Raw genomic sequence first — 18,979 nt, 5'->3', positions numbered from 1 at the left:
GCCTCCACGGCGCGTGGAGGCCGTCGGCGTCGGGTGGAAGTGTCGCCGGGGTCGCTACAGGGGCGAGGAGCCGTCGTCGATGTCGCCGTCCGGGCCAGTGGGCGGCGGGGTGCCGCCGGGCGGGGGCGTCTGACCGGCGGCCGGGGCGGCAGGGCCGGTCTCCGCGGAAGACTCCGCGGAAGACCCCTCAGCGGGGCCGGTGGCGTCCGGGGACGCCTGCGACAGCAGCCGCTCCAGACGGGCGGCCGTCAGCCGGAGGAACTTGCGGTGCTCCCGGTTGCGGTCCAGCACCGCCACCTCGAGCTGCGCCAGCGGCGGGCGCTCACCCCCCGGCTCGGTCAGCGCCGCCACCGCGACCTCCAGCGCGTCGGCCAGCGGCATGCCCTCGCGGTAACGCTCCTTGAGCCGCGTCGACACCGCCTCCGCCTGCCCGCCCATCGCCGCGAAGCCGTGCTCGTCGAACACCGAGCCGTCGAACGTCAGCCGGTAGATCGCGTCACCGTCGGCGGCGTCACCCACCTCGGCCACCACGACCTCCACCTCGAGCGACTTGATCGACTCGGTGAAGATACGGCCCAGGTTGGAGGCATAGAGGTTGGCCAGGCCGCGGCCGGTCACGTCGGAGCGGTCGTAGGTGTAGCCGTTGATGTCGGCGTAGCGGATGCCGCCGAGCCGCAGCTCCTCGAACTCGTTGTAACGGCCCACCGCCGCGAAGCCGATGCGGTCGTAGATCTCGCTGATCTTGTGCAGCGCCCGCGACGGGTTGGGCGCCACGAACAGGATGCCGTCCTCGTACTGCAGCACGACGACGCTGCGGCCCCGCGCGATGCCCTTGCGCGCGTAATCCGCCTTGTCCCGCATGATCTGCTCAGGGGACGCATATCCGAAAGGCATGGACACCGTGATGGTCCTTTCTAGCGCAGCGGGGCGATGGGGCCGTCAGGAGAGATCAGCCGGGCCGCGAGCATCTGCTCCACGTAGCCCGACACCTGCTCATCCGTCAGCCGGCGGAAACCGTCGGCGTCGATCACCGACACGATCGGCCAGATCTTGCGCGTCACGTCCGGCCCGCCGGTCGCCGAATCGTCGTCGGCCGCGTCGTACAGCGCCTGGATCAGCGTCATCACCATGTCGTCGGCCGAGGCCCCGTCGCGGTAGAGCTTCTTCAGCGAACCGCGCGCGAAGATCGAGCCCGACCCGATCGCGTCGAACCGCTCACGCTCGTACGGGCCGCCCGCCACGTCGTAGCTGAAGATCCGCCCCTCGTCGCGGTCGGGATCGTAGGCCGCGAACAGCGGCACCACCACCAGCCCCTGCATCGCCATGCCGAGGTTGCCGCGGATCATCGTGGCCAGGCGGTTGGCCTTGCCCGCCACCGAAAGGGTGCGGCCCTCCATCTTCTCGTAGTGCTCCAGCTCCACGCGGTAGAGGCGGGCCATCTCGATGCCGGTGCTGGCCGTGCCCGCGATGCCCATGCAGGAGTAGTCGTCGGCCCGGAAAACCTTCTCCACGTCACGCTGGGAAATGATGTTGCCGGAGGTCGCCCGCCGGTCACCCGCCATCACCACGCCGCCCGCGAAGGTCGCGGCGACGATCGTGGTCGCGTGCGGAACCTGGTCACCGATCGGGGTGGCGAGGACCTTGTCACGCTGCGGCAGGATCTCCGGCGCGTACCCCGCGACGAACTCCGTGAACGAGGAACTCCCGGTGTTGTGGAAAAGGTGGTTCACCAAGCCGGCGGGCAGATCCCTGTACGATGCCACGCGACTCCCTCCCAAAGGTCAGTGTTCCTAGAGCGACCCTACTCATGTTGTGTTGCTGTCTGCACTTCCCACGATCAGCTCACGGCGAACCGGTCACCAGATCGTTTCTTTACACTCGCCAGAGCCTCGGCCCCTCCTCCCCGATGCGGCGGCCACCACCGCGCCCGAAACGGGCGTCAGCCCCCTGAACGGGACATACTTACAGCATGTCCACCGTGCCCACCGACTCGACGGGACCCACCGGAACCGGACGAGACTGGATCCTGCACGTGGACCTCGACCAGTTCATCGCCGCAGTCGAGCTGCTGCGCCACCCCGAGCTGCGCGGCCGGCCCGTCGTCGTCGGCGGCTCCGGCGACCCCACACAGCCACGCACCGTCGCCGCCACCGCCACCTACGAGGCCCGCGCGTACGGCATCCACTCCGGCATGCCGCTGCGCACCGCGCTCAGACGCTGCCCGGACGCCGTCTTCCTGCCCGCCGACCGGCCCGCCTACGAGGCCGCCTCCGAGCGCGTCATGGCCACCCTGCGCGGCCTCCCCATCCGCCTGGAGGTCTGGGGATGGGACGAGGCGTTCGCCGGCGCCCGCACCGACGACCCCGAGGCCCTGGCCGCCGAACTCCAGCGGGCCGTCCTCACCGCCACCGAGCTGTCCTGCTCGGTCGGCATCGGCGACAACAAGCACCAGGCCAAACTCGCCTCCGCCTTCGCCAAACCCGCCGGGATCTACCGGCTCACCACCGACACCTGGGCGAAGGTCATGAACGACCGGCCCACCGACGCCCTCTGGGGCATCGGGGCCCGGACCGCCGCGAAGCTCGCGGACCTGGGCCTGCACACCGTCGCCCAGCTTGCCGCCGCCGACCCCGCCGAGCTGGCCCGCCACTTCGGCCCCACCAACGGCCCCTGGTACCGCTACCTCGCCCTCGGCAAGGGCGAGTCGCAGATCGTCACCACCCCATGGGTGCCCCACGGTCACAGCCGCGAGACCACCTTCCCCCAGGACCTCACCGACGCGTCGGACATCGCCGCCCACGTCGCCACCCTCGCCGGACACGTCGCCTCGGACGCGGCCGCCGAGAACCGCGCCGTCGTCCGCGTCTCCGTCAAGGTGAGGTTCGCCCCGTTCCTCACCCGCACCCGCCAGTCCAAACTGCCGGGCCCCACCACCGACCCCGCCGAGCTCACCCGCGTCGCCCTCGCCGTCCTCGACCGGTTCGACCTCACCCGCCCCGTCCGCCTGCTCGGCGTCGCCGTCGAGTACGCCCCGCCCGACGGCGAACAGGCCCCCTACACCCTCACCACCCTGGAGTAGAACTCCGACCACGCCTGCTCATCGGCCTGCTCCAGCCGCGCGAACTCCTCAGGGGACAGCTCCACCTCGGCGTAGCACTCGGCCTCCTCGGGCGTGGCCGCCTCCACGTAGGCCAGAGCACGCCGCACCACCCCCGCATCGTCCCGGAACTGCCCGATCCCCGTGTTGCACGGCAGACAGAGCGCGAAGCGGACATCACCCGTACGGTGGCAATGATCCACATGCTCCGGCGGGCGGTCCCAGCACACCACGCACAGCCCCGACTGATCGGCGATCATCCGCTCGACGTCCTCGTGCCGCACCCCGTACCGCTGCGACAGGTGGAAGCTCCTCGTCCGAGCCACCTCCCCACCGGGCCGCCGCTGCGGCGGTACCACGAACTCGGGCCGGTACCCCCGTCCGTCCAGATAGAAGGCGGCCAGCTCCAGCAGCACGGTGTTCTCGCCGAAGTGCCCGAGCCCGTTGTTGCAGTTGAAGCACAACACGCCCCGCACGCGCCCGCTGCTGTGGCAGTGGTCGACGAACGTACCGGGTACGGCGCGGCAGATGGCGCACAGACCGCCCTGCCCCGCCAGCATGCGGTCGAAGTCGTCCTCGGTGATGCCGTAGCGGTGCTTGAGCAGGTAGTTCCGCTCACTGCCATGGTTTCTGATCTTGTTGTCGAGCATCACCCGGGCATGGCATGGCTTGCAGTAACTGGTCAGCCCGTCCTTGCTGGATCGGTTGCGGCCGAAGTCGGCATGCGCCTTGATCTCTTCACACCTCGGGCAGTACTTGTGACCAGGGGGTGACTCCACCCGCTCGCGCACGACCTTGCCCTCCTCGGCCTTGCGCTTGCGATAGCTCCGGGTGGAGCGGACCTGGAAGCAGGGCTTGCAGTACCGCGCACGGCCGTCGGCCAGGCGCTTGTTGCGCCCGAACTCGGAGAGCGTCTTGGTCTCCCCACAGTCCGGGCACCGCTTCAACCCCTCATCACTCTCCATGACTTCGTCCCACTTTGCCTGTCCGTTTTGCCCTACTCTCCGCCCTTCTGGACGTAACTGCGCACGAACTCCTCTGCGTTCTCTTCGAGAACTTCGTCGATTTCGTCCAGGATGGCGTCGACGTCGTCCGTCAGCTTCTCCTGGCGCTCCTGGACGTCGGGCGCCGCCGACGCCTCGGTCTCCTCGACCTCGTTCTCACGCCGGCCGGTCTGCTTCTGACCTCCGGAGTCCCTGTTCGCCATGTCGTACCTCCACCTCGGGGGACTGCCTCTTGAGGCATATCTTCCCCGAACGGGGCGACATTTCGCGCCGATGGACCGGCGATCTTGCCGGTTTGTCTGGATAGCTGTACTATCCAATACGCCCAAGACGCTCTGCCAGGAGGTTTCCCGTGTCCCCCGCGTCCCTGACCATGGCCGGTGTGCTGCTCATCACCGTGCCGACGATCGCCTTCGGCGGCGTCACCCTGCTGAAGTTCCTCATGCGCGGCGTGCCGGGCTACGTCGACAACCCGGTGCGGCGCGGCCTGTGGCGGGCCGGGCACGCCCACGCCGGCGTGCTGGTGCTGTTCAGCCTGGTGGCCATGCTCTACGTGGACCAGACCGGCCTGCCGGAGGGCCTGAAGTGGCTCGTGCGGGTGCTGATCGTGGCCGCGCCGATCCTGATGCCCCTGGGGTTCTTCCTGTCGGTGATCCGGCCGTCGGACACGAAGCCGAGCCGGCTGATCGGGCTCACCTTCGCGGGGGGCGCGGGTCTGGCCGTGGGCGCGCTGGCGCTGGGTGTGGGCCTGCTGATCTGAGCGGGCGCCTTTACAAAGTAGATCGGCGTCCCGGACGGTTCTCGGGACGCCGGACGCGCGTTCCGGGGTTCAGTCGCCGCCGGTGAGGGCGGCGACGAGGTCGGCCGCGGTGCGGCAGCGGTCGAACAGCTCGCCCACGTGCGCCTTGGTGCCGCGCAGCGGCTCCAAGGTGGGGACGCGCTGCAGGGATTCGCGGCCGGGGATGTCGAAGATGACGGAGTCCCAGGAGGCCGCGGCGACCGACTCGCTGTACTGGCGCAGGCAGCGTCCGCGGAAGTAGGCGCGGGTGTCGGTCGGCGGGTTCTCCACGGCGCGCTGGATCTCGTCCTCGGTGACGAGGCGCTGGATGCGCCCGCGCGCGACGAGGCGGTTGTAGAGGCCGCGGTCGGGCCGGATGTCGGAGTACTGGAGGTCGACGAGCTGGAGCCTGGAGTGGGACCAGGGCAGGTTGTCGCGGGTGCGGTAGCCCTCCAGCAGCTCCAGCTTGGCGACCCAGTCGAGCTCGCGGGACAGTTGCATGGGGTCTTCGGCCAGGCGGGTGAGGACGGACTCCCAGCGGTCCAGGATGTCCTTGTTCATCTCGTCCTGGGCGGTGCCGCGCTCTTCGACGTACTTGCGGGCCTGGTCGAGGTACTCCATCTGCAGCTGGACGGCGGTGAGCCGGCGGCCGTCGCGCATGGAGATCTCGTAGCGGCAGGTCGGGTCGTGGGAGACGGCGCGCAGCGCCTGGACCGGGTTGTCGACGGCCAGGTCGCGGGTGATGAAGCCGTCCTCGATCATGGCGAGGACGAGTGCGGTGGTGCCGAGCTTCAGGTAGGTCGAGATCTCGGACATGTTGGCGTCGCCGATGATGACGTGCAGCCGCCGGTATTTCTCGGGGTCGGCGTGGGGCTCGTCGCGGGTGTTGATGATGGGCCGCTTGAGCGTGGTCTCCAGCCCGACCTCGACCTCGAAGAAGTCGGCGCGCTGGCTGATCTGGAAGCCCTCGCCGCGGGAGTCCTGGCCGATGCCGACCTTGCCGGCCCCGACGACCACCTGGCGGCTGACGAAGAACGGGGTCAGGTGGCGGACGATGTCGGCGAAGGGGGTGGAGCGCCGCATGAGGTAGTTCTCGTGGCAGCCGTACGAGGCGCCCTTGGCGTCGGTGTTGTTCTTGTAGAGCTGGATGGGCGCGTTGGACGGGATGGCGGAGGCGCGCTGCGCCGCGTCGTACATGACGCGCTCGCCTGCCTTGTCCCAGAGGACGGCGGCGCGGGGGTTGGTGCACTCGGGTGTGGAGTACTCGGGGTGGGCGTGGTCGACGTAGAGGCGGGCGCCGTTGGTCAGGATGACGTTGGCGAGTCCGAGGTCCTCGTCGGTGAGCTGGCTGGGGTCGGCGACCTCTCTGGCGAGGTCGAACCCGCGGGCGTCGCGGAGGGGGTTCTCCTCCTCGAAGTCCCAGCGGGCCCTGCGCGCGCGGGCCGCCGAGGCCGCCAGGTAGGCGTTGACCACCTGCGAGGAGGTCACCATCGCGTTGGCGCCCGGCTGACCTGGTACGGAGATGCCGTACTCGGTCTCGATGCCCATCACCCGACGCACCGTCATGCAGCACCCTCTGTTCGTCCGGATCTGCCTATCCGCCGTTTATATGCCCGAGCCTATGCCCTTCACAGTGCCCCAGGGTCACAGAGTTATGGCACCGACGCCTTTTCCACCTGTACGGCCGGGGCGGGTCGGGCCGGTGAGGGACGGCGTGGCTTGAGCAGACGCTGGATCGGGCGTTCGGCAAAGGTGTAGACGAGATACGACAGGAGGATCGCCGCGAGCGCGGTCACGGTCGCGGTGAGCCACGGGGGCAGGCTGCCGGTGAGCCGCGGGACGAGGGCGACCGCGACGGCGGAGTGGAGCAGGTACAGCGGGTAGGTGGTCGCGCCGAGCGCGGTGAGGACCTTGGACGGCTTGAGCCGCAGGAGGCCGAGGGCGACGAGCGCCATCACGGCGAAGACGAGGGTGATGGTGATGATCACGGAGGTGTCGGTCACCGGCATGTTCTTGAATCCGGCGACCTTGATGCGGCCGTGGACGCGTTCGAGGGCGGAGTGGAGGGACATGGCCCATCCGGCGACGACGTAGAGCCAGGGTAACCAGGCGCTGCCGCGCTTGTGGATGAGGTAGAGGGCCATGCCGGCGACGAAGTAGGGGGCGTAGCGGGGCATGACGAACTCGTTGAGGAGGTCGTTGCCGAGCAGTTCGGCGCCGAGTGCGGCGGCGAGCCAGACGCCGCCGAGGACGAGCACTCGCCCGTACGTGACGCCGATGATGACGAGGATCGCCATGATCAGGTAGAAGCGGAGCTCGGCCCAGAGCGACCAGTAGACGCCGGCCGCGTCGGTGACGCCGAACAGCCGCTGGAACATGGTGGCGTTCACGGCGTACTCGCCGGTGGTGAGTTCGGGGTCCAGCGCCTTGGCGCCGGTGAGGCCGTACAGGGCTGCGACGGCCGCCAGGCTGAGCCAGTACGCCGGGTAGAGGCGGACGAGCCGGGAGCGGGCGAACGCGCCCAGGGAGCGGCCCCAGGCGCTCATGAGGATGACGAAGCCGCTGATGACGAAGAACAGCTCGACGCCGAGGATGCCGAGCCCGGCGAAGGGGGCGACGGCGGGGAACAGCTCGGCGGGCCGGTCGCCCCACACGGAGGCGTAGGCGACGAGGTAGTGGAAGGAGAGCACGGCCAGGGCGGCGGCGAAGCGCAGCAGGTCGAGCTCGGCCAGCCGGCCGTCCCCCCGGGCGTGGCGCGGCCGGTTGCTGAGATGCACGACCCTTGGACGTCACGTCGATCACTTCGGTTCCCGGTGTCACAGGTTTCACAGCCGGGCGCGCGGGCGGGAACGCGGAGAGGGCCGCGCGGGTGAACCGCGCGGCCCTCTTCGAGGTGACGGTGACTACAGGTACTGGCCGGTGTTGGCGACGGTGTCGATGGAACGGCCGGCCTCGGCGCCCTGCTTGCCGGAGACGAGCGTGCGGATGTAGACGATCCGCTCGCCCTTCTTGCCGGAGATGCGGGCCCAGTCGTCGGGGTTGGTGGTGTTGGGCAGGTCCTCGTTCTCGGAGAACTCGTCCACGCAGGCCGTGAGCAGGTGCTGCACCCGCAGGCCCTTCTGGCCGCTCTCGAGGAACTGCTTGATGGCCATCTTCTTGCCCCGGTCGACGATGTTCTGGATCATCGCTCCGGAGTTGAAGTCCTTGAAGTACAGGACTTCCTTGTCGCCGTTGGCGTAGGTCACCTCGAGGAAGCGGTTCTCCTCGCTCTCGGTGTACATGCGCTCGACGACGCTCTGGATCATGCCGTGGATGGTCGCCTCGCGGGAGCCGCCGTGCTCGGAGAGGTCCTCCGGGTGGAGCGGCAGGCCGGCCACGAGGTACTTGGAGAAGATGTCCTTGGCCGCCTCGGCGTCCGGCCGCTCGATCTTGATCTTGACGTCCAGGCGGCCGGGCCGCAGGATCGCCGGGTCGATCATGTCCTCGCGGTTGGAGGCGCCGATGACGATGACGTTCTCCAGGCCCTCGACGCCGTCGATCTCCGACAGCAGCTGAGGGACGATGGTGTTCTCCACGTCGGAGGACACGCCCGATCCGCGGGTGCGGAAGATCGAGTCCATCTCGTCGAAGAACACGATGACCGGGGTGCCCTCGGAGGCCTTCTCCCGGGCCCGCTGGAAGACCAGGCGGATGTGCCGCTCGGTCTCGCCGACGTACTTGTTGAGCAGCTCGGGGCCCTTGATGTTGAGGAAGAAGCTCTTGCCGGACTGGCCGGTCTTCTCCGCGACCTGCTTGGCCAGGGAGTTGGCGACCGCCTTGGCGATGAGCGTCTTGCCGCAGCCGGGAGGGCCGTAGAGCAGCACGCCCTTGGGCGGGCGCAGCTGGTGCTCGCGGAACAGGTCGGCGTGCAGGTAGGGCAGCTCGATGGCGTCGCGGATCTGCTCGATCTGCCGGGACAGTCCGCCGATCTCCTCGTAGGAGATGTCGGGGACCTCCTCCAGCACGAGCTCCTCCACCTCGGACTTGGGGATGCGCTCGTAGACGTAACCCGAGCGGGGCTCCAGCAGGAGCGAGTCACCGGCCCTGATGGGCTGGCCCACCAGCGACTCGGCGAGGCGGACGACGCGCTCCTCGTCGGCGTGCGAGATGACCAGGGCGCGCCTGCCCTCGTCGAGGAGCTCCTTGAGCATGACGATCTCGCCGACCTCTTCGTAGCCGAGGGCCTCGACCACGTTGAGGGCCTCGTTGAGCATGACCTCCTGGCCACGCTTCAGCGAGTCGACGTCGACGGCCGGGCTGACGTTCACCCGCAGCTTGCGGCCGCCGGTGAACACCTCGATCGTGCCGTCTTCTCTGGCCTCCAGGAAGGTGCCGAAACCGGATGGCGGCTGCGCCAGCCGGTCGACCTCCTCCTTGAGGGCGACGATCTGGTCCCTGGCCTCCTTCAACGTGGCGACAAGGCGCTCGTTCTGGCCGGTGACGGCCGCGAGGTTCGCCTGTGCCTCGTGGAGGCGCTCTTCGAGGACTCTGGCCTGACGGGGTGACTCGGCCAGCTTCCGCCTCAGCGCGGTGATCTCCTCTTGGAGGAAGGAGACCTGTGTTGAAAGATCAGCGACCTCCCGTTCGCGCTGCGCGGCTCGAGCCTCTGCATCATCGCGAGCTGCCACGCCCCGTCACCTCCTTCCCAGTCGAGGGCGACTACTTAGGACCTTACCTATCTCGGGCCCCTCCGTAACCTGGCCGGGCAGTGTTCGTAGAGTGACATTCAGTGTTCGGTGAATAATCCTCTGTCGTGCGTTTAATCCTGCCAGCGCGGGAACCCGGCGGCTTGTTCCCGTCTTACGCACCAAAGCATCCCCGTGGCCGAATTGTCATAGTTCCTCGGTGGTTCCCTTCGGTCGTCGGCGACGTGGCGGGGGTGTCACGCCGTCCGCCATGCGGCGGGCGGTGACGAGGAAACCCGTGTGCCCGATCATCCGGTGATCGGGCCGTACGGCGAGCCCTTCGACATGCCAGTCGCGAACCAGGGTCTCCCACGCATGGGGCTCCGTGAAACTCCCGTGATCGCGAATGACCTCGACGGTCTTGGACATCTGCGTCGTCGTGGCGACGTAGCAGCAGATCACTCCCCCGGGCGTCAGCGCCTTGGCGGCGGCGTCCACGCACTCCCACGGGGCCAGCATGTCGAGGATCACCCGGTCCACGTCGACCTGGTCGATCGTGGCCACGAGGTCGCCGACGACCAGCCGCCAGTTGGCCAGCGGCCCGTCCTCCTCGGTGCCGAAGAACTTCTCCACATTGCCGCGGGCCACGTCGGCGAACTCCTGGCGCCGCTCGTAGGAGGTGACGTGGCCCTCGGGGCCGACGGCCCGCAGCAGGAAGCAGGTCAGCGCGCCCGACCCGACGCCGGCCTCGATGACGCGGGCGCCGGGGAAGACGTCGGCCATGCCGACGATCATCGAGGCGTCCTTGGGGTAGATCACGGCGGCGCCACGCGGCATCGCCAGGGTGTAATCCTGCAGCAGGTGCCGGAACGCGAGGTACTGGGTGCCGCCGGAGGAGCGCACCACGGAGCCCTCCGGCTGCCCGATCAGCTCGCTGTGCGGGATGGCGCCCTTGTGCGTGTGGAAGACGCCGTCCTGCTTGAGCGTGATCGTGTGGCGCTTGTTCTTGGGGTCGGTGAGCTGCACCTGATCCCCCACCTGGAACGGCCCATGCCTGCGGAAACCCATGGCGGCAAGGTTATAGGGCTTTCGACCGGCCTCTGACGCGCGATATGTATGGGTCATGCTCCCTCGTGCCGTCCTGTCCACCGGTTCCCTCATCCTGCGCGCCCCCGCGGAGGCCGACGTGGAGGCGATGACCGCCGCGGGCGCCGATCCCGTGGCAGCGAGGTTCCTGACCGCGCTGCCGTCGCCGTACACCGAGCGGGACGCCCGCGAGCACCTGGCCGTGGCCGCGCGCAGGTGGGAGGAGGGCGGCGCCGAGTTCACCATCGCGGAGAACGGCGCCTACGCCGGGGGGTTGCGCGTGTCGGCGCCCGACCGGTGGGGCGCGGTCGAGATCGGCTACCTGGTCGCGCCCTGGGCCCGCGGCAAGGGCGTGGCCACGGAGGCGGTGCGGGCGGTGACCGAGTGGCTGTTCGACCAGGGCGTCCACCGGGTCGAGCTGCAGGCGGCGGTCGAGAACGTCGCGTCGCTGCGGGTGGCGCTGAAGGCCGGCTTCCGCGAGGAGGGCCGCCGCCGCGACGCCCGGGAGACGCGCGACGGGCGGCTGACGGACTCCGTCGTGTTCGGGCGGCTCGCCCTCGACGCGGGCGAGGAGGCGCCGCCGTACCTTCCGCCGTTCGAGGGCGGTGAGCTGACCGACGGCGTGGTCCGTCTCGTGCCCATGGAGCTCGGCGACGCCGAGGACTTCCAGCGGATGATGGCCCAGCCCAGCGTGGCCGCCTACGCGGTGGGCCCGGCGGCCACGCTGGAGGAGATCGAGCGGCGCTGCCGCAACACCGGCTACTGGTGGGTGACGGCCCAGCGGGCGGAGCTCGCGATCCGCGAGGCGGAGTCGGGGGCGTTCGCCGGGCACGTGCAGCTCGCGCACGTGGTGCCGGTCCTGGGGCAGGCCATGGTGGGCTACTCGCTGCTGGAGGAGTTCCGGGGCAGGGGGTTCATGACGCGGGCGGTGCGGCTGCTGGTGGACTGGGCGTTCGCGAACACACCGCTGCACCGGATCACGGCGGGCACGAACGCGCGCAACAGGGCGTCGCACGCGGTTCTCCAGCGGACGGGGTTCACGCGGGAGTGCGTCCACCAGGAGCTGTTCCCGGCGGCGGACGGCACGCGGGCCGACGACGTCCAGTGGGTACGCCTGCGGCCGCGCTAGCCGGGCACGCTCCCGCGCACTTTGCTAAAAATCAGGCTTTCCCGTTCGGGTCTGGCCAAGGGGCGCGGCGCGGTGAATACTCCGGGTCACCGCACCGGAGACGCGCGTGAAGAGGGCACGCGGTCTCTCCCCCCTCCGCGGAGGGAAACACCTCGATGCCTGGCAACCGCGCTCATGTCGTCGTGCACGAACTCATCCGCTCGTTCTCCTGCCCGGACGCGGCGGCGCTGGCCGATCTGCTGGCCCGCGCCGCGGCCGACGTCTCCGGAACGGGGTACGCCGGTCTCGTCCGGGTGGACCCGCTGCGGGAGGCCGCCCGGGTCGTCCACATGCACGCTCCGCCCGGCGATCCGCTGGGGGTACGGCCGTGGCTCGCCGAGCCGGGGGTGCTCAAGCTCCTGACCGTCTCGGCCCGGCAGGTGCGCCTGCCCCGGGACGCCACGGTGGGCGAGCCGGGGTTCCTGGCCACGCCCGTGCCCCTGGCCGCCCGCGAGCAGCTGCATCTCTGGGTGGCCGGGCGGGACTTCGGGGACCATGACGAGCACCTGCTCAGCCGGCTCGCCACGGCCGGCGGGCGGGCCCTGGAGGCGGCCAGCGGCCTGGAGGCGGCCGCCCGGCTCCTGCGCGGGGTGCACGCCTTCGGCGAGGGCCGTCCGGCGCCCTCGCGATGACGGGGGCGCCGGACGGTCACGCGGAGCGTCAGCCCCGGTGGGGCTCGAAGCGCATCGTGCGGGACACGCCGACCCGGACCGTCGTGCCCGGGGCGATCGTGACCGGCTCGTTGGGCGGGATGTCGTAGAAGTTGGGATCGCCCGGCGGCTGGATCTGGGTGCCGTTGACCGAGCCGAGGTCGACCAGGTTGACGTCCCAGCCGTCGAGCGCGACCCGCAGGTGGCGGCGCGAGACCGAGCCGTCGGGGCTGGTCACCTTGGCGGGACGGGCCGAGCCGCCGGCCACCTCGGGGGCGCGCTCGGGGTCGCGGCCCAGGAGGTAGTCGGTCTCCAGCGGCAGCGGGGTGCCGTCGTCCAGGACGAGGACCCCGAGCGACGGGCGGGGGCCCTTGTACGGGACGAGGGTGCGCTGCACCAGGGCGATGCCGCAGACCGCGCAGTACGGGGAGCGCGGGTCGTTGAAGTGGTCGTTCTTGCAGTCGACGCCGTAGACGAGCGGGCGGTCGCCGTGCTCGGGCTGCTCCTGCGCGTGCTGGCCCGCCTGGCCCTGGCCCGGCTGTCCCTGGCCTGGCTGACCCTGGCCCGGCTGACCCTGGGCCTGCTGGTCGAACGGGCCCTGCTGATCCGACGGGCCCTGCTGGTCGAAGGGGCTTTGCTGGTCGAAGGGGTCGGACGGCGGCCCGGAGGGCTGGGCGGGCTCGAAGTAGTCGGGCACCGCCGACAGGTGCGCGCCGGGCTGCTGCTCGTACGGCTCGGGCTGCCCCGGCTGGTCGTAGGAGTCGCCGGCGCCGTTGGGGGTGTGGGCGGGCTCGTCGTAGCTCGGGTAGCCGGACTGCGGCTGCTCGTGCGGCGGCTGGAACGGTGAGGCCGGCGACTGCTCGGCCGGTGACGGCGGGTAGCCGGCACCGGCAGCGGAAGCCCCGGCGCCGGCGGGCTCCGGCGGCGCGGACGCCTGCGAGGACGCGGACGGGTGCGGAGCCGGGGCGGCCTGCGGCCCCGACGGCGGTCCCGGCTGGTAGGAGGGCGCCTGCTGCGCGGGCGCCGGCGGCTGGTCGCCCGACATGGGGTAGGGCGGCATGTTGACCGGGGCGCGCTCGCGCGCCGGCGGCTGGATGAGGTCGGGCTCCATGTACAGGCCCGTGTTGGGCAGCTCGCTGGTGAGCGGCCCGGACGGGGCGGGCGCGGCCTGCTCGCCGAAGTCGCCCGCCAGGCCGCCGCCGTGGACCACGCCGCCGTCGAAGCGGACCGCGGGGTGCGGGGTGCCGGCGCCGGGCAGGGTCAGCTCGACCCGCTCGACCGGGCCGCCGATGAGCCGGTCGGCCCAGGTCAGCGAGTCGCTGCCGGCCAGCCTGGTCTCGCCGTCCGCGGTGGTGATGACGGCCGCGGCCGAGCCGCTGACCAGCACGGCGACGCCGCCGCCGCTGACCGGTCCGGCGACCGCGCAGGTGGCGGGGTCGCCCGTCATGTTGGCGGCGAGGACCTGGGCCGCGCGCCTGGCGAGGGCCCGGCCGTCGCCGCCGGAGGCGGCCGTCGAGCGCAACGCCTCGAGCAGGTCGCCGGCCGCGCTCTCGCCCGCGTCGCAGGCGAGCAGCAGCCCGCCGAGGTAGGCGACGAGGCCGTCCCCGGGAAGCGGACGCACCACGCCGAAGCCCTGGTCGGTCATGAGCCCTCCTTCACGCCGACGGTGCTGCGCTCGCGCTCAACGGTGCCCTCGCTGCGCTCGGTCACTCAACTCTCCTCCCCGGAAGCCGGCGATATTACGGCACCCGCACTGCCGTGCCGGCCGCCAGCCCTTACGCGTCCCAGTGGCGGGGCGGCGCCGCGGCTGGGCGGTGCCGATCCGCCGGATCGTCGGATCGTCGGATCGTCGGGCCGCGGCGAACCCCTCCGGTCTGTGAGTTCGGCCAAACGGAACACTATCGGCCAGCCGTCGCATCCTCGAATCGCCGGGATGGGATCGGGCCGGCACGTATCCGGCCTGATCACCAGTTACGACACTAGCCGGGGGCTGCCCGTTATTCGAGTGGGACAAATCAGACGCTCGGGCGGGGACGCCGGTCGCGGGGACGGTCAGACGCCGGCGAAGACGCGGTTGACGTCGGCCGTGGCGAGGACGCCGTAGATCTCGCCGGTCCGCTCCACCAGGAGGTACTCCGCCGCGGGGGTCTCCCGCATGGCGTCGATGAGGGGCTCGCCGGTCAGGTCGGCGGCGAGCACCATGGACGGCTCCAGCGACTTGGCCAGGGACGAGACGCTCACCCACGGGCGACGGTGCTCGGGGGTGGCCTGGACGGCGGTCTCGTTGACGATGGCGACGGGCCGGCCGTCGTGGTCGACGACGACGAGCGCGCCGGCCCGCCGCTCGCCGGCCTGGCGCAGCGCCTCGGCCAGCGGGGTGTCGGCGCTGACGGGGATGGCCCGCCGGGCCAGGGCGCGGGCGTCGACCTGCGGGATGCGGGCGCGGATGCGGGCCATGCGCAGCGACTGCGTGGCGCCCATCCAGATGAACGAGGCCAGCACCAGCGGCCAGATCATGCCGGTGGGGTCGACCTTCTGGCCGCTCATGGTGACCATGGCCAGCGGCGCGAGGACGAGCAGCACGGCCAGGACGCGGCCGCCCCAGGCGGCGGCGACGGTGCCGGTGCCGGGCCGGCGGGTGAGCTTCCACACCCCGGCGCGCAGCATCCGGCCGCCGTCGAGCGGCAGGCCGGGCAGGAGGTTGAAGACGCCGACGATGAGGTTGGACACCCAGAGCTGCCAGACCAGCTCCTGGGGGATGCCGCCGCCGTTGACGAGGTACAGGTCGGCGACCAGGCCGGCGCCGCCGAGCACCAGCGACAGCGCGGGCCCCGCCGCGGCGATCATGAACTCCTTGCCCGGCGTGGGCGGCTCCTTCTCGATCTCGGACACCCCGCCGAGCAGGTAGAGCGTGATGCGGCGCACCGGCAGGCCGTAGGCCTTGGCCAGGACGCTGTGGGCCAGCTCGTGCAGCAGGACCGAGACGTACAGCAGGACCGCGAAGACGAAGGCGACGGCGTAGGCGGCGGGGGCGTCGAGCTCGGGCAGTGTGGAGCGCACGCGCCCGCCGTACATCCACGTGATGAAGGCGGCGATGATGAACCACGTCCAGGAGACGTAGACCGGGATGCCGAACGGCCGTCCCATCCTCAAGCCGGAGAACTCCTGCTGGGGGCTCTGCTCGCTCACCGAACTCCTCGCCGTCCGTCATGTCGTGCCGCTGCCTCGATGCTACGCGCCGGACGGGGTGATCCCGTTTCCACGGCCCCGTTCTGTCGGGGGATTGACCTAGAGTGCGGTGCATGACGTTGACCGATCCGGTGATCATCGGAGCTCTCTCCCCGTCCCGGGCGGGCGACTTCATGACGTGTCCCCTTCTCTACCGGTTCCGGGTGATCGACCAGTTGCCGGAGCGGCCCTCGCAGGCCGCGGTGCGCGGCACGGTGGTCCACGCGGTGCTGGAGCGCCTCTACGACCTGCCCGCCCCCGGCCGCTCGGTCCAGGCGGCGCTGGAGCTGCTGGAGCCCCAGTGGCTGCGGCTGCTCGACGAGGAGCCCCAGTACGCGGAGATGTTCGCCGACGAGGCCGAGCAGGCCGCGTGGCTGGCGCAGGCGCGGGCCATGCTGGAGCGTTACTTCACGCTGGAGGACCCGACCCGGCTGGAGCCGGCCGAGCGCGAGCTGTACGTCGAGGCGGTGCTGGAGGGCGGGCTGATGCTGCGCGGCTACGTCGACCGGCTCGACGTCGCGCCGAGCGGCGAGGTGCGGGTGGTCGACTACAAGACGGGCAGTGCGCCGGGGCCCGACTTCGAGGCCAAGGCGCTGTTCCAGATGAAGTTCTACGCGCTGGTGCTGTGGCGGCTGCGCGGCGAGGTGCCGAGGCTGCTCCAGCTTGTCTACCTGGGCGGCGGCGGCGAGGTGCTGCGTTACGCGCCCGACGAGGCCGACCTGCTGGCCACCGAGCGCAAGGTGCGGGCGCTGTGGGCGGCGATCGAGCGGGCGCTGCGGTCCGGCGAGTGGCGGGCGCGGCGCAGCCGGCTGTGCGACTGGTGCGACCACCAGGCGCTGTGCCCGGAGTTCGGCGGGACCCCGCCGCCGGTGCCCGCCCGCGAGCCGGGCGACACCGTCCGCCGCAACCGCCGCGCCGCGACGGACGAGTTGTGATGTGATCTTCGGTTCTCGCCGACGCGCCCTTGTCGTCGGGTTCTAGGTTCGCGTCTTCACGCGCACGCGCACGCGCACGCGTCGACGTCGGCTTGCCCCTGTCGCCGGTTTCTTGATGCTGTACGGCACAGCCGACGTCACGCGCACGCGCCGACGTCGGCTTGCCTCTGTCATGGCCGGTCGTGAGGGCTCACGGGGTGCTCGCCGTGACGACGCGCATTCCTGGCCGCCTTTGTGGTCATCCCCTCAGCCCGCGCCCCCTTCCACCCGAGACCCCGACACGAGAGTCGGACAGAACACCGGGGCCGGGACGTGCGTTCATGGCGCGGAACCCTCGGCCGGACACGTACCTGGCGTCAGCGCGAGGGCGCGGCGTCTCCGAGGGAGACGAGCAGGCGGCGCAGGAGGGCGGCGAGGTGGTCGCTGTCGGCTGGATCGAGGCCGTCCAGGAGCCGGCGCTCGTACGCCAGGTGCTGTTCGACCAGCGTGTTCACGAGGCGCAGACCCTCGTCGGTCAGGGAGATGAGGACGCGGCGCCGGTGGTCCGGGTCGACGGCGCGGTCGACCAGTCCCTTGTCCATGAGCCGGTCGATGCGGTTGGTCAGAGCCGCCGAGCTGACCATGGCGGCAGCACTGAGTTCACCGGCGTTGAGCACGTGAGGTGGTCCGGCGCGCAGCAGGGTGGCCAGCACGTCGAACTCCCATGGCTCGATGTCATGAGCGGCGAAGTTCTCCTTGAGCGCGCGTTCTATGAGGCGGGAGGAGCGGGACAGCCGGCCGATGACGCCCATGGGCGAGACATCCAGGTCGGGGCGGACCGTCTGCCATTGAGTGATGATCGCGTCCACTCCGTCACGAGGATCGGGGGTCGTCATGGGTCTCCTCCGAAGGTGCGGAATACCCGCAGAGCTTAACACTTCGACATGGAAGTGTTTGACATCGCGCGACTGCGTGGTCTAAGTTTTCGACATCGAAGTTTTCGATGGAGGAGTGAGTGACATGAAGGTCCTGATTGTCGGCGCCACCGGTTACATCGGAACCGTGGTCGCCGACCACTTGGCCGAGGCGGGCCACGACGTGGTGGAGCTGTCCCGTTCCGGCGACGGGCCGGACCGGGGACGTGCCCGGCGCGTCGGCGATCTGACCGACCCGTCCTCCTTGAGCGCGGCGGTGACACCTGACATCGACGCGGTGGTCAACCTGGCGACACCCACGGGTGACCCCGATGCGGACGCCGCCGCCGTGGCCGCGTTGACGGAGCCGCTCCGGGGCACCGGGCGAGCGTTCGTCTACACGAGCGGCGTGTGGGTCCTCGGCGCCACCGGCCCCGAACCCGCCGGTGAGGACGCCCCGACGAACCCCATCCCGATCGTCGGCTACCGGCCGGCCATCGAGCGCCAGGTGATCGACGCAGCCGGGCACGGCGTGCGGTCCGTGGTCATCCGCCCGGGCATCGTTCACGGGCGCGGCGGCGGGATCCCGGCGCTGCTGGTGGACCTGGCACGCAAGCACGAAGCCCCACGCTACGTCGGGGCGGCTACGGTGCGCTGGCCCATGGTGCACGTCGACGATCTGGCCGATCTCTTCGTGGCGGCGCTGGAGCGGGCACCCGCCGGAACGCTGTGGCACGGAGTCACGGAGCCCGCGGTGCCCGTGCACGACCTCGCCGCCGCAGCCGGCGACGCCGCCGGAGTCTCGGGGCGACCCCAGGCGTGGCCGCTGGAGGAGGCACGCGCGGCGCTCGGCGAGGCGTTCGCTGACGCCCTGGCCCTCGACCAGAGCGTCAGCGGCGATGCGGCGCGTCGTGAGCTGGGCTGGCGGCCCCGGCACGAGGACGCTGTGGCCGAGCTTCGCGCCGGCTCCGCCAAGTAATCTCGCACGACGACGAAAGACGAAGGAGAAAACGATGAGCATCCAGGTGTTCGGCGCCCCCGCCGAGCAGGAAGACGTCCAGGCGATCGTCCGGCTGGTCGCCGAGGTCGAGCACGCTCAGCAGAACGAGCTGCCCGAGGCGTTCATGAGCGCGTTCAGCACCCAGGACCCCGTGTGGACCACCGCTCACGGCAAGCGGCTGTCGGGCTGGGACGAGATCAACGCGTTCACGCACAAGGTGCTGCCCGGCGCGATGAAGGACTCGACGGCCGTGTACGAGGTCGAGCGCATCCTCTTCATCCGCCCGGACGTGGCCGCCGTGAACGCCCGGCAGCGACCGCTGTCGCACGACGGGCAGCCCCTCGACGACGTACCCGAGGGCAGGCCGTTCTACGTGCTGGCCAAGGAGGGCGGCCGGTGGAGGATCGCCGCCGCGCAGAACACCCAGGTCAAATCCTGACCCCGGGCCACCGCAGGCGAGTCGTCGGCGGAAGCAT

The 18,979-nt window shown here is 70.7% G+C and carries 18 protein-coding genes; 7 read left to right on the top strand and 11 right to left on the bottom strand.

What is annotated here, in order from left to right:
- Positions 1 to 54 precede the first annotated feature (54 nt).
- Positions 55 to 894, bottom strand: a complete 840-nt coding sequence (prcA, locus tag AB0H64_RS21635) for a proteasome subunit alpha (protein ID WP_357627068.1) — start codon at positions 892 to 894, stop codon at positions 55 to 57.
- Positions 895 to 914: 20 nt separating this feature from the next.
- The gene (prcB, locus tag AB0H64_RS21630; RefSeq protein ID WP_357627065.1) at positions 915 to 1,763 is read right to left on the bottom strand and encodes a proteasome subunit beta; all 849 of its coding nucleotides are present in this window, start codon (positions 1,761 to 1,763) and stop codon (positions 915 to 917) included.
- A 206-nt stretch (positions 1,764 to 1,969) separates the two neighbouring features.
- On the opposite strand from prcB, the gene AB0H64_RS21625 reads away from it, so the two are divergent.
- On the top strand, positions 1,970 to 3,079 hold the full coding sequence (locus tag AB0H64_RS21625; RefSeq protein WP_357627063.1) for a DNA polymerase IV: 1,110 nt from the start codon (positions 1,970 to 1,972) through the stop codon (positions 3,077 to 3,079).
- Here the strand turns inward: AB0H64_RS21625 and AB0H64_RS21620 are convergent.
- On the bottom strand, positions 3,055 to 4,062 hold the full coding sequence (locus AB0H64_RS21620; protein ID WP_357627060.1) for an endonuclease domain-containing protein: 1,008 nt from the start codon (positions 4,060 to 4,062) through the stop codon (positions 3,055 to 3,057). The genes AB0H64_RS21625 and AB0H64_RS21620 overlap by 25 nt on opposite strands.
- 32 nt (positions 4,063 to 4,094) lie before the next feature.
- Positions 4,095 to 4,304, bottom strand: coding sequence for a ubiquitin-like protein Pup (locus tag AB0H64_RS21615; RefSeq protein WP_357627058.1), 210 nt, complete (start codon positions 4,302 to 4,304; stop codon positions 4,095 to 4,097).
- Positions 4,305 to 4,453: 149 nt separating this feature from the next.
- On the opposite strand from AB0H64_RS21615, the gene AB0H64_RS21610 reads away from it, so the two are divergent.
- Entirely contained in the window at positions 4,454 to 4,861 is a 408-nt protein-coding gene (locus AB0H64_RS21610) for a hypothetical protein (RefSeq protein ID WP_357627056.1), read from the top strand.
- Positions 4,862 to 4,930: 69 nt separating this feature from the next.
- Here the strand turns inward: AB0H64_RS21610 and dop are convergent, their stop codons facing one another.
- The 4 genes from dop to AB0H64_RS21590 form a co-directional block, all read right to left on the bottom strand.
- Complete coding sequence (gene dop / locus AB0H64_RS21605; RefSeq protein ID WP_357627054.1) at positions 4,931 to 6,445, bottom strand: depupylase/deamidase Dop; 1,515 nt, start codon at positions 6,443 to 6,445, stop codon at positions 4,931 to 4,933.
- An 86-nt stretch (positions 6,446 to 6,531) separates the two neighbouring features.
- Positions 6,532 to 7,656: an acyltransferase gene (locus tag AB0H64_RS21600; protein ID WP_357627051.1), complete on the bottom strand. Its 1,125-nt coding sequence runs from the start codon at positions 7,654 to 7,656 to the stop codon at positions 6,532 to 6,534.
- A 126-nt stretch (positions 7,657 to 7,782) separates the two neighbouring features.
- Entirely contained in the window at positions 7,783 to 9,546 is a 1,764-nt protein-coding gene (gene arc, locus AB0H64_RS21595; protein WP_355449290.1) for a proteasome ATPase, read from the bottom strand.
- A gap of 204 nt (positions 9,547 to 9,750) precedes the next feature.
- Positions 9,751 to 10,611, bottom strand: a complete 861-nt coding sequence (locus tag AB0H64_RS21590) for a tRNA (adenine-N1)-methyltransferase (RefSeq protein ID WP_357627048.1) — start codon at positions 10,609 to 10,611, stop codon at positions 9,751 to 9,753.
- A gap of 55 nt (positions 10,612 to 10,666) precedes the next feature.
- On the opposite strand from AB0H64_RS21590, the gene AB0H64_RS21585 reads away from it, so the two are divergent.
- Together AB0H64_RS21585 and AB0H64_RS21580 are read left to right on the top strand one after the other, a co-directional pair.
- Positions 10,667 to 11,758 (top strand): GNAT family N-acetyltransferase, encoded by a 1,092-nt coding sequence (locus AB0H64_RS21585; protein WP_357627046.1) that lies wholly within the window; start codon positions 10,667 to 10,669, stop codon positions 11,756 to 11,758.
- Positions 11,759 to 11,940: 182 nt separating this feature from the next.
- Positions 11,941 to 12,429, top strand: coding sequence for a hypothetical protein (locus AB0H64_RS21580; protein ID WP_357627043.1), 489 nt, complete (start codon positions 11,941 to 11,943; stop codon positions 12,427 to 12,429).
- A 28-nt stretch (positions 12,430 to 12,457) separates the two neighbouring features.
- On the opposite strand, the gene AB0H64_RS21575 is transcribed toward AB0H64_RS21580, so the two are convergent.
- Together AB0H64_RS21575 and AB0H64_RS21570 are read right to left on the bottom strand one after the other, a co-directional pair.
- Positions 12,458 to 14,092 carry an FHA domain-containing protein gene (locus tag AB0H64_RS21575; protein WP_357627040.1) on the bottom strand — a complete coding sequence of 545 codons (1,635 nt, stop codon included), beginning with the start codon at positions 14,090 to 14,092 and terminating at the stop codon, positions 12,458 to 12,460.
- A gap of 407 nt (positions 14,093 to 14,499) precedes the next feature.
- Positions 14,500 to 15,636: a site-2 protease family protein gene (locus AB0H64_RS21570; RefSeq protein WP_357627038.1), complete on the bottom strand. Its 1,137-nt coding sequence runs from the start codon at positions 15,634 to 15,636 to the stop codon at positions 14,500 to 14,502.
- Between the two features lie 113 nt (positions 15,637 to 15,749).
- Between AB0H64_RS21570 and AB0H64_RS21565 the strand changes: the two genes are divergently transcribed.
- The gene (locus AB0H64_RS21565; RefSeq protein WP_357627035.1) at positions 15,750 to 16,610 is read left to right on the top strand and encodes a RecB family exonuclease; all 861 of its coding nucleotides are present in this window, start codon (positions 15,750 to 15,752) and stop codon (positions 16,608 to 16,610) included.
- A 356-nt stretch (positions 16,611 to 16,966) separates the two neighbouring features.
- Here the strand turns inward: AB0H64_RS21565 and AB0H64_RS21560 are convergent, their stop codons facing one another.
- Positions 16,967 to 17,485 carry a MarR family transcriptional regulator gene (locus AB0H64_RS21560; protein WP_357627032.1) on the bottom strand — a complete coding sequence of 173 codons (519 nt, stop codon included), beginning with the start codon at positions 17,483 to 17,485 and terminating at the stop codon, positions 16,967 to 16,969.
- 124 nt (positions 17,486 to 17,609) lie between these two features.
- Between AB0H64_RS21560 and AB0H64_RS21555 the strand changes: the two genes are divergently transcribed.
- Both AB0H64_RS21555 and AB0H64_RS21550 read left to right on the top strand, forming a co-directional pair.
- Positions 17,610 to 18,482 (top strand): NAD-dependent epimerase/dehydratase family protein, encoded by an 873-nt coding sequence (locus AB0H64_RS21555; RefSeq protein WP_357627029.1) that lies wholly within the window; start codon positions 17,610 to 17,612, stop codon positions 18,480 to 18,482.
- Positions 18,483 to 18,516: 34 nt separating this feature from the next.
- Positions 18,517 to 18,942 carry an SgcJ/EcaC family oxidoreductase gene (locus AB0H64_RS21550; protein WP_357627028.1) on the top strand — a complete coding sequence of 142 codons (426 nt, stop codon included), beginning with the start codon at positions 18,517 to 18,519 and terminating at the stop codon, positions 18,940 to 18,942.
- Positions 18,943 to 18,979: the final 37 nt, after the last annotated feature.

Source organism: Nonomuraea sp. NPDC050733, assembly GCF_040654215.1.
In the GTDB taxonomy this organism is placed as follows: Bacteria; Actinomycetota; Actinomycetes; order Streptosporangiales; family Streptosporangiaceae; genus Nonomuraea.
Note: the sequence above shows the minus strand (reverse complement) of the source record. Positions and strands in the feature narration are given on the sequence as shown.